6 protein-coding genes and 1 pseudogene are annotated in these 6,638 nt (G+C 72.3%); 2 read left to right on the top strand and 5 right to left on the bottom strand.

Translation table 11 applies throughout. The annotated features are described in order from the left end of the window. Window positions 1-53: 53 nt before the first annotated feature. Complete coding sequence (locus ABZV31_RS04890; RefSeq protein ID WP_355888158.1) at window positions 54-680, bottom strand: dihydrofolate reductase family protein; 627 nt, start codon at window positions 678-680, stop codon at window positions 54-56. A gap of 87 nt (window positions 681-767) precedes the next feature. Next, the gene (locus tag ABZV31_RS04895) at window positions 768-1,583 is read right to left on the bottom strand and encodes an AIM24 family protein (RefSeq protein ID WP_355888161.1); all 816 of its coding nucleotides are present in this window, start codon (window positions 1,581-1,583) and stop codon (window positions 768-770) included. A gap of 100 nt (window positions 1,584-1,683) precedes the next feature. Between ABZV31_RS04895 and ABZV31_RS04900 the strand changes: the two genes are divergently transcribed. Then, window positions 1,684-2,445, top strand: coding sequence for an SDR family oxidoreductase (locus tag ABZV31_RS04900; protein WP_355888164.1), 762 nt, complete (start codon window positions 1,684-1,686; stop codon window positions 2,443-2,445). Between the two features lie 154 nt (window positions 2,446-2,599). Here ABZV31_RS04900 and alc read toward each other — a convergent pair whose 3' ends face one another. Both alc and allB read right to left on the bottom strand, forming a co-directional pair. Further along, complete coding sequence (gene alc, locus ABZV31_RS04905) at window positions 2,600-3,730, bottom strand: allantoicase (RefSeq protein ID WP_355888167.1); 1,131 nt, start codon at window positions 3,728-3,730, stop codon at window positions 2,600-2,602. A gap of 50 nt (window positions 3,731-3,780) precedes the next feature. Beyond that, window positions 3,781-5,118 carry an allantoinase AllB gene (allB, locus tag ABZV31_RS04910; protein ID WP_355888169.1) on the bottom strand — a complete coding sequence of 446 codons (1,338 nt, stop codon included), beginning with the start codon at window positions 5,116-5,118 and terminating at the stop codon, window positions 3,781-3,783. Window positions 5,119-5,393: 275 nt separating this feature from the next. Between allB and ABZV31_RS04915 the strand changes: the two genes are divergently transcribed. After that, window positions 5,394-6,188 carry an IclR family transcriptional regulator gene (locus ABZV31_RS04915; RefSeq protein ID WP_355888171.1) on the top strand — a complete coding sequence of 265 codons (795 nt, stop codon included), beginning with the start codon at window positions 5,394-5,396 and terminating at the stop codon, window positions 6,186-6,188. Window positions 6,189-6,231: 43 nt separating this feature from the next. Here ABZV31_RS04915 and ABZV31_RS04920 read toward each other — a convergent pair. Then, window positions 6,232-6,444, bottom strand: a pseudogene (locus ABZV31_RS04920) (ABC transporter ATP-binding protein); the annotation flags it as partial. Window positions 6,445-6,638: the final 194 nt, after the last annotated feature.

The raw sequence follows: 6,638 nt of genomic DNA on the forward strand, positions 1-6,638 counted from the left end.
CATCTCGGGCGCGGGGCACGGTGATCTCTGGCGCCGGGCACGGTGATCTCTGGCTAGGAGTTGTCCGGCAGCTCGTACGAGCCGTACTGCGGGCGGCCCGCGAAGTCGTACGTCTGGATGGACACACCCGCGGCGGTGACGCGCCCGCCGGCGTGGGTGAAGGCGGTCGGGACGGCGCCCTCCTCGAACAGGCGGCGGCCGGCGCCGAGCACGACCGGGAACGTCAGCAGGTGGACGGTATCGACCAGGTCCTGCGCCAGCAGGGAGCGGCCGAGGGCGCCGCTGCCGTGGACCTGGAGTTCGCCGTCGGTGCGCTCCTTGAGAGCGGTGACCTGCTTGGCGAGGTCCCCGCCGATCACGGTGGTGCCCTGCCAGGCGGGGTCGGTCAGGCTCGAGGAGGCGACGTACTTCGGCAGGCCGTTCAGCCGGGAGGCGATCGGGTCGGCGGGGTCGGTCATCTTCGGCCAGTACGTGGCGAAGATGTCGTACGTGCGGCGGCCGAGGAGGAAGGCGCCGGCGCGGTCGAAGACCTCGGTCATGAACCGGCCGAAGTCCTCGTCGCCGTACGGAACGCTCCAGCCGCCCTGCTCGAAGCCGCCGCTGGGGTCCTCCTGGGGGCCGCCGGGTGCCTGGTAGACGCCGTCGAGGGTGACGAAGGTGGTGAGGACGAGCTTACCCATGGCGGGTGCCTTCTTTCCGGGGGTGGGGTCTGTGGTCATCAGCTCAGACCCCACCGGCCCCCGCAACTCATCGCCCGGCCGGCGGGCTCACCCGACGTACGTCGAGAACAGTCCGCCCGTCGGTCCCTGCTTGTCGCCGCCCTGGGCCTTCTTCAGGGCGTTGGCGAGGCTCTCGATGGTGAGGGACTGCAGGATGACGCGGCCGTTGCCCTCGAGGGTGGCCAGCGACAGGCCCTCGCCGCCGAAGACGGCGTTCATGATCCCCTGGCGGTTGAGGCCGCCGACGCGCTGGACGCCGTACTGGATGCCCTCCTCGAAGGCGACGACGCAGCCTGTGTCGACCTCGATGCGGCCGCCGAAGTCGGCGGGGTTGACGTCGATGAAGTTGCCGGCACCCGCGATGATCACCGTGCCGTACCCGGTGAACTTCTCCAGGATGAAGCCTTCGCCGCCGCTCACGCCGGTGCGGCCGCCCTGGAAGGCGATGCCGAAGTCGACGGTGGACTCGGCGGCGACGAAGGCGTCCTTCTCCGCGAACCACGCGCGCGTGCCGTCCAGTTCGAGCGCGCGCATCTCGCCGGGCAGCACGCCCGCGAAACCGACGGTGCCCTGGCTGCCCTGGGCGGTGAAGTACTGGAACGCCAGCGACTCGCCCGCCAGGACGCGCTGGCCGACCTGCATGGCCGTGCCCATGGCCTGGCGCAGCAGGCCGCCCATGCCGCCGCCCCCGCCGCCCTGGGCCTGCTGTCCGCCGTTCGACGGGCCGGACAGGCGGGTCTCCATGGTCACGTTCGTCGTCTTGAAGAGGAACTTCCCGGCCTCGCAGTACACGGTCTGGCCGGGCTGCAGGTTGACGACCGCCATCTGCATGGCGTTGCCGACGATTTCTTGCTGAAGAGTCACGACGGGAGAACGCGGGAAGTGGAGGGAAGAGTTCCGGCCGCCCGACGTCGACGTCCGTTCGCCGCCGGTGCCTCGGGGCGGCGGCCGCTGGGATGGACGCATGACTTCTGACCCTACTTCTCGAGGAACCCTCGATGGCAAGGCCGCCCTGGTGACTGGCGGCAGCCGCGGCATCGGCGCGGCGACGGCGGTGCGGCTCGCCCGGGAGGGCGCGGACGTGGCCGTCACCTATGTGCGCGGCAAGGAGGCGGCCGAGGACGTCGTGCGGGCCGTGGAGGCGCTGGGGCGGCGAGCGGTGGCCCTGCGTGCGGACTCCGCGGACGCGGAGGAGGCGGCGGGGGCCGTGCGGCGTGCGGCGGAGGCCCTCGGCGGCCTCGACGTGCTGGTGAACAACGTGGGCGTCGGACTGCTCGGCCCGCTGGAGACCCTGTCGCTCGCCGACGTCGACCACGTCCTCGCCGTGAACGTGCGCGGTGTGTTCCCGGCCTCCCAGGCGGCCGCCGCGCGCATGGCCGACGGCGGCCGGATCGTCACCATCGGCACCTGTATGACGCAGCGCGTGCCGGGTCCCGGCGGCACTCTCTACGCGACCGGCAAGTCGGCCCTGATCGGCCTGACGAAAGCGCTCGCGCGGGAACTGGGCCCGCGCGGGATCACGGCGAACATCGTCCACCCTGGGCCGACCGGCACCGACATGAACCCGGCCGAAGGCCCGTATGCGGCGGATCAGGCGGCGATGACCGCCCTCGGCCGCTTCGGCACGGCCGCCGAGGTGGCGTCGGCGGTGGCGTATCTCGCGGGCCCGGAGGTCGCCTGTGTCACGGGCGCCGAGTTCGCGGGGGACGGCGGGCACGCCGCCTGAAACGGGCGGGGCGGGCACGCCGCGTGAACGGGCGGGGCGGACCGCCGCCTGAAACGGGCGGGGCGGGCACGCCGCCTGAAGGGGGCGTGGGGCGCACCGGTGCTGTCCGGCCGGTGCGCCCCACGGGCCTCACGGGTCGGGTCGGGACGGGAGGTCAGCCGCCCAGCGCCTGGTGGCGGGCCGCCAGGCGTGCCGCGCCCTCGTCCGTCAGGGAGCCGAACAGGCGCAGACGGGAGATGCCTCCGTCCGGGAAGATGTCCACGCGCGCGTGCGTACCGACAGCGGGGGTCGGCAGGACGAAGCGGTGGTTGGTGTCGGGCTGGAGGCGGGTACGCGGGAGGATCTCCGTCCACGCGCCGTCCTCGCCGTCCTTCACCGAGACCGAGGCCCAGCCGGCGCTGTTGCCCTTGAGGTAGGCGGTGTCGATCTCGATCGCGCGGATCCGGGACCGCTCAACCAGCCGGTAGCGGATCCAGTCGTTGCCCCGGTCGCGGCGGCGCCGGGTCTCCCAGCCGTCGTCCATCTTGCGGGAGCGGCCCGGCTGGATGGTGTTGGTGGCCGGCGAGTAGAAGAGGTTGGAGGCGTCCTCGACCCGGCCGCCGTTCTCCAGGGCGACCACGTCGAAGGTGCCGAGTACCTCCAGCCACTTCGGGTCGGGGACGACCTCGCCGTACACGCGCAGGCGCGCGATGCCCCCGTCGGGGTGCTGGTTGACGCGCAGGTGCGTGAAGCGCTGCTCGACGTTCACCTCGAAGCCGTTGGCCGCGTGGCCGCCGACGGGGGTGCGCGGAACCAGCGTCGTCCACTTCACGTCGTCGGCGAGGAGTTCCTCCGGCGAGGGGGAGCCCGGCACGGAGGTGGCCTCGATCGACACCGCCTGCGGGTAGTTGCCGCGGAAGTGGGCGGTGTCGACCACGATGCCGCGGACGACGCCCGGCGCGCCGAGCCGGATCAGCGCCCAGTCGTGGTCCTCCGCGGTCGGCCAGGGATGCTCCGCCGAGGTGCCGCGGCGGCGCCGGGTCTCCCAGCCGTCCATGACCTTGCCCTTGTGCCCGAAGTGCTCGGGGTCGAACTCGGCGCGCTCGGGCACCAGCAGGTTCTCGCGCTGGGCGAAGAACTCGTCGTTGGCGGCGATGACACCGGCGCCGAGCTGCCGGTCGGCGAGGTTGGCGTGGTGGGTGAAGGGGAAGTCGGCGGTGCGGTAGTCCGCGTACGGGTCGCCGCCTCCGTAGGGGTTCGCGTCGCCGGTGAAGCCGGCGAAACCGGATTGATGCTGCGCCGTCACGGTGATCAGGTCTTCCTCTCGGGGTCGGCCGCTGCGGGTGGGGGCGGAAGTCAGTGGGGCCTGGTGAGCAGCCGCCCCTTCGGCTCGGTGAACTCGCCGTCCGCCACGATGCGTTCGCCGCGCAGCCAGGTGGACTTCACCACGCCGTACAGGGTCCTGCCCGCGTACGCCGTGACGCGGTTGCGGTGCTGGAGGGCGGCCGGGTCCACGGTGAACGTCTCGTCGGGCGCGAGAACGGCGAAGTCGGCGTCGCGGCCCGCCTCGATGGCGCCCTTCTGCCCCAGACCGACCAGCTCGGCCGTCCGCGTGGACATCCAGCGCACCACGTCCTCCAGCCCGTGTCCGCGTCTGCGCGCCTGAGTCCACACCGCCGACAGGCTCAGCTGCAGTCCCGAGATGCCGCCCCAGGCGGTGGCGAAGTCGTCCGTCTTCAGGTCGGCCGTGGACGGCGAGTGGTCGGTGACCACGCAGTCGATCGTGCCGTCCGCCAGCGCCTGCCACAGCAGGTTTTGGTTGGCGGACTCGCGGATGGGTGGGCAGCACTTGAACTCGCTGGCGCCGTCCGGGACTTCCTCGGCGGTCAGGGTCAGGTAGTGCGGGCAGGTCTCCACCGTCAGGCGCACGCCCTCGGCCTTGGCCGCGGCGATCAGCGGCAGCGCGTCGCTGGAGGACAGGTGGAGCACGTGCACGCGCGCGTGGAGGCGCTTCGCCTGCGTGATGAGGTTCGCGATCGCCGTGTCCTCGGCGTCGCGCGGGCGGGAGGCGAGGAAGTCGGCGTACTTGGGGCCGCCGTGCTGCGGGGCGGCGGCGAGGTGGTGCGGGTCCTCGGCGTGCACGATCAGCAGACCGCCGAAGGAGGCGATCTCGGCCAGCGACTGGGCGAGCCCGTCCTGGGTGAGGTGCGGGAACTCGTCCACGCCCGAGGGCGACAGGAAGGCCTTGAAGCCGAAGACGCCGGCGTCGTGCAGCGGGCGCAGGTCCTTGACGTTGTCGGGCAGGGCACCGCCCCAGAAGCCGACGTCGATGTGGGCCTTGTCGCGGGCCACCTCCTGCTTCGTACGGAGGTTCTCGACCGTCGTGGTCGGCGGGAGCGAGTTGAGCGGCATGTCGACGAGGGTGGTGATGCCGCCGGCCGCCGCCGCGCGCGTGGCGGTCCAGAAGCCCTCCCACTCGGTGCGGCCGGGGTCGTTGACGTGCACGTGGGTGTCGACCAGGCCGGGCAGCAGGACGTCGTCGCCGAAGTCCTCCAGCCGGGCCCCGGGCGGTGTCTGCGCGCCGTAGGGCAGTACGGCCGTGATCCTGCCGTCGGCGACCGCGACCGACGCGGCGCGCATCCCCTCGGGCGTGATGACGCGCGTCGAGCGCAGCACCAGTTCAGCGTCGGTCACCCGGACCCCTCTCTCAGCCGCCGGTTTTACTTCCGGGAAACGGGATTTACGTCCACGTAACGGACTTCAACGTTCTGTTGAAGGAGTCTTCACTCCCACTCCCGCCCCGTCAAGGGGCACACTTCTCCCCAGCGCTTCCGGCACGGCCACTCTGGACGTTTCCACAAAGCGGAATTAGAATTCCAGCAAGCAGAACGTAGTTCCGCACAAGCTGGGAGTCAACTGGCTCCCGGGTAGGCTTTGGCCCTTCCTGCCAGCCCTGAAAGGAACGTGCCGTGCCGACGTCCAGCGCCAGCACTACCGACTCCGCCAAGTCCTCCGCCGGCGGTGGGGTCCAGTCCCTCGAGCGCGCCTTCGACCTGCTCGAGCGGATGGCGGACGCGGGCGGCGAGGTCGGCCTGAGCGAGCTGTCCGCGAGCAGCGGACTGCCGCTGCCCACCATCCACCGCCTGATGCGCACGCTCGTGGCCTGCGGCTACGTCCGCCAGCAGCCCAACCGGCGGTACGCGCTCGGCCCGCGCCTGATCCGCCTCGGCGAGTCGGCTTCCCGGCTGCTCGGCACCTGGGCCCGCCCGTACCTCGCCCGCCTCGTGGAAGAGACCGGCGAGACGGCGAACATGGCGCTGCTTGACGGCGACGAGATCGTGTACGTGGCACAGGTGCCGTCCAAGCACTCGATGCGCATGTTCACCGAGGTCGGCCGGCGCGTTCTGCCGCACTCCACGGGCGTGGGCAAGGCGCTGCTCGCCCACACCCCGGACGACGAGGTGCGCGCCCTGCTGGCCCGCACCGGCATGCCCGCCGCCACGGAGAAGACGATCACCACGCCCGAGGGCTTCCTCGCGGCGCTGGAGGACGTGCGCCGGCTCGGATACGCGCTCGACGACAACGAGCAGGAGATGGGGGTCCGCTGCCTCGCGGTCTCCGTACCCGACTCCCCCACCGCCGCCGCGATCTCCATCTCGGGCCCGGCGGGCCGGGTCACGGAGGCGGCGACGGAGAAGATCGTCCCGGTACTGCAGCAGGTGGCGAGGGAACTGTCGGAGGCGCTGGCGAGCTCGGGGGCCTGACCCACCTCCGGCCGGTCGGACCAGGACGATCAGACCCGGGCGGTCAGACCCGGGCGGTCGGACGAGGGCAGTCAGCCGTCCCGTCCCTCATCCCCCGTACCGCGTCCGCCTCGTCGAGGTGAGCGCGGTCGTGCGTGACGAGGACGGTCACCGTGCGACGCTCCCGGGTGAGCCGGACCAGCAGGTCGAGGACGGCCGCGTCGCGCTCGGGGTCGAGGGCGCTGGTCGGCTCGTCGACCAGGAGGACGGGCGGCTCGCAGCCCGTGCCCCGACGGCCTGCCGACGGCGCCTGACCGACGGCCCGTGACCCGACGGCCCCGCGCCCCCACAGTCTGCCGACAGCCCGTGACCCACGGCCCGTGACCCGACGGCCCCGCGCCCCCACAGTCTGCCGACAGCCCGTGACCCACGGCCCGTGACCCGACGGCCCCGCGCCCCCACAGTCTGCCG

This window comes from Streptomyces sp. NPDC005202, assembly GCF_040608235.1.
Classification (GTDB): Bacteria; Actinomycetota; Actinomycetes; order Streptomycetales; family Streptomycetaceae; genus Streptomyces.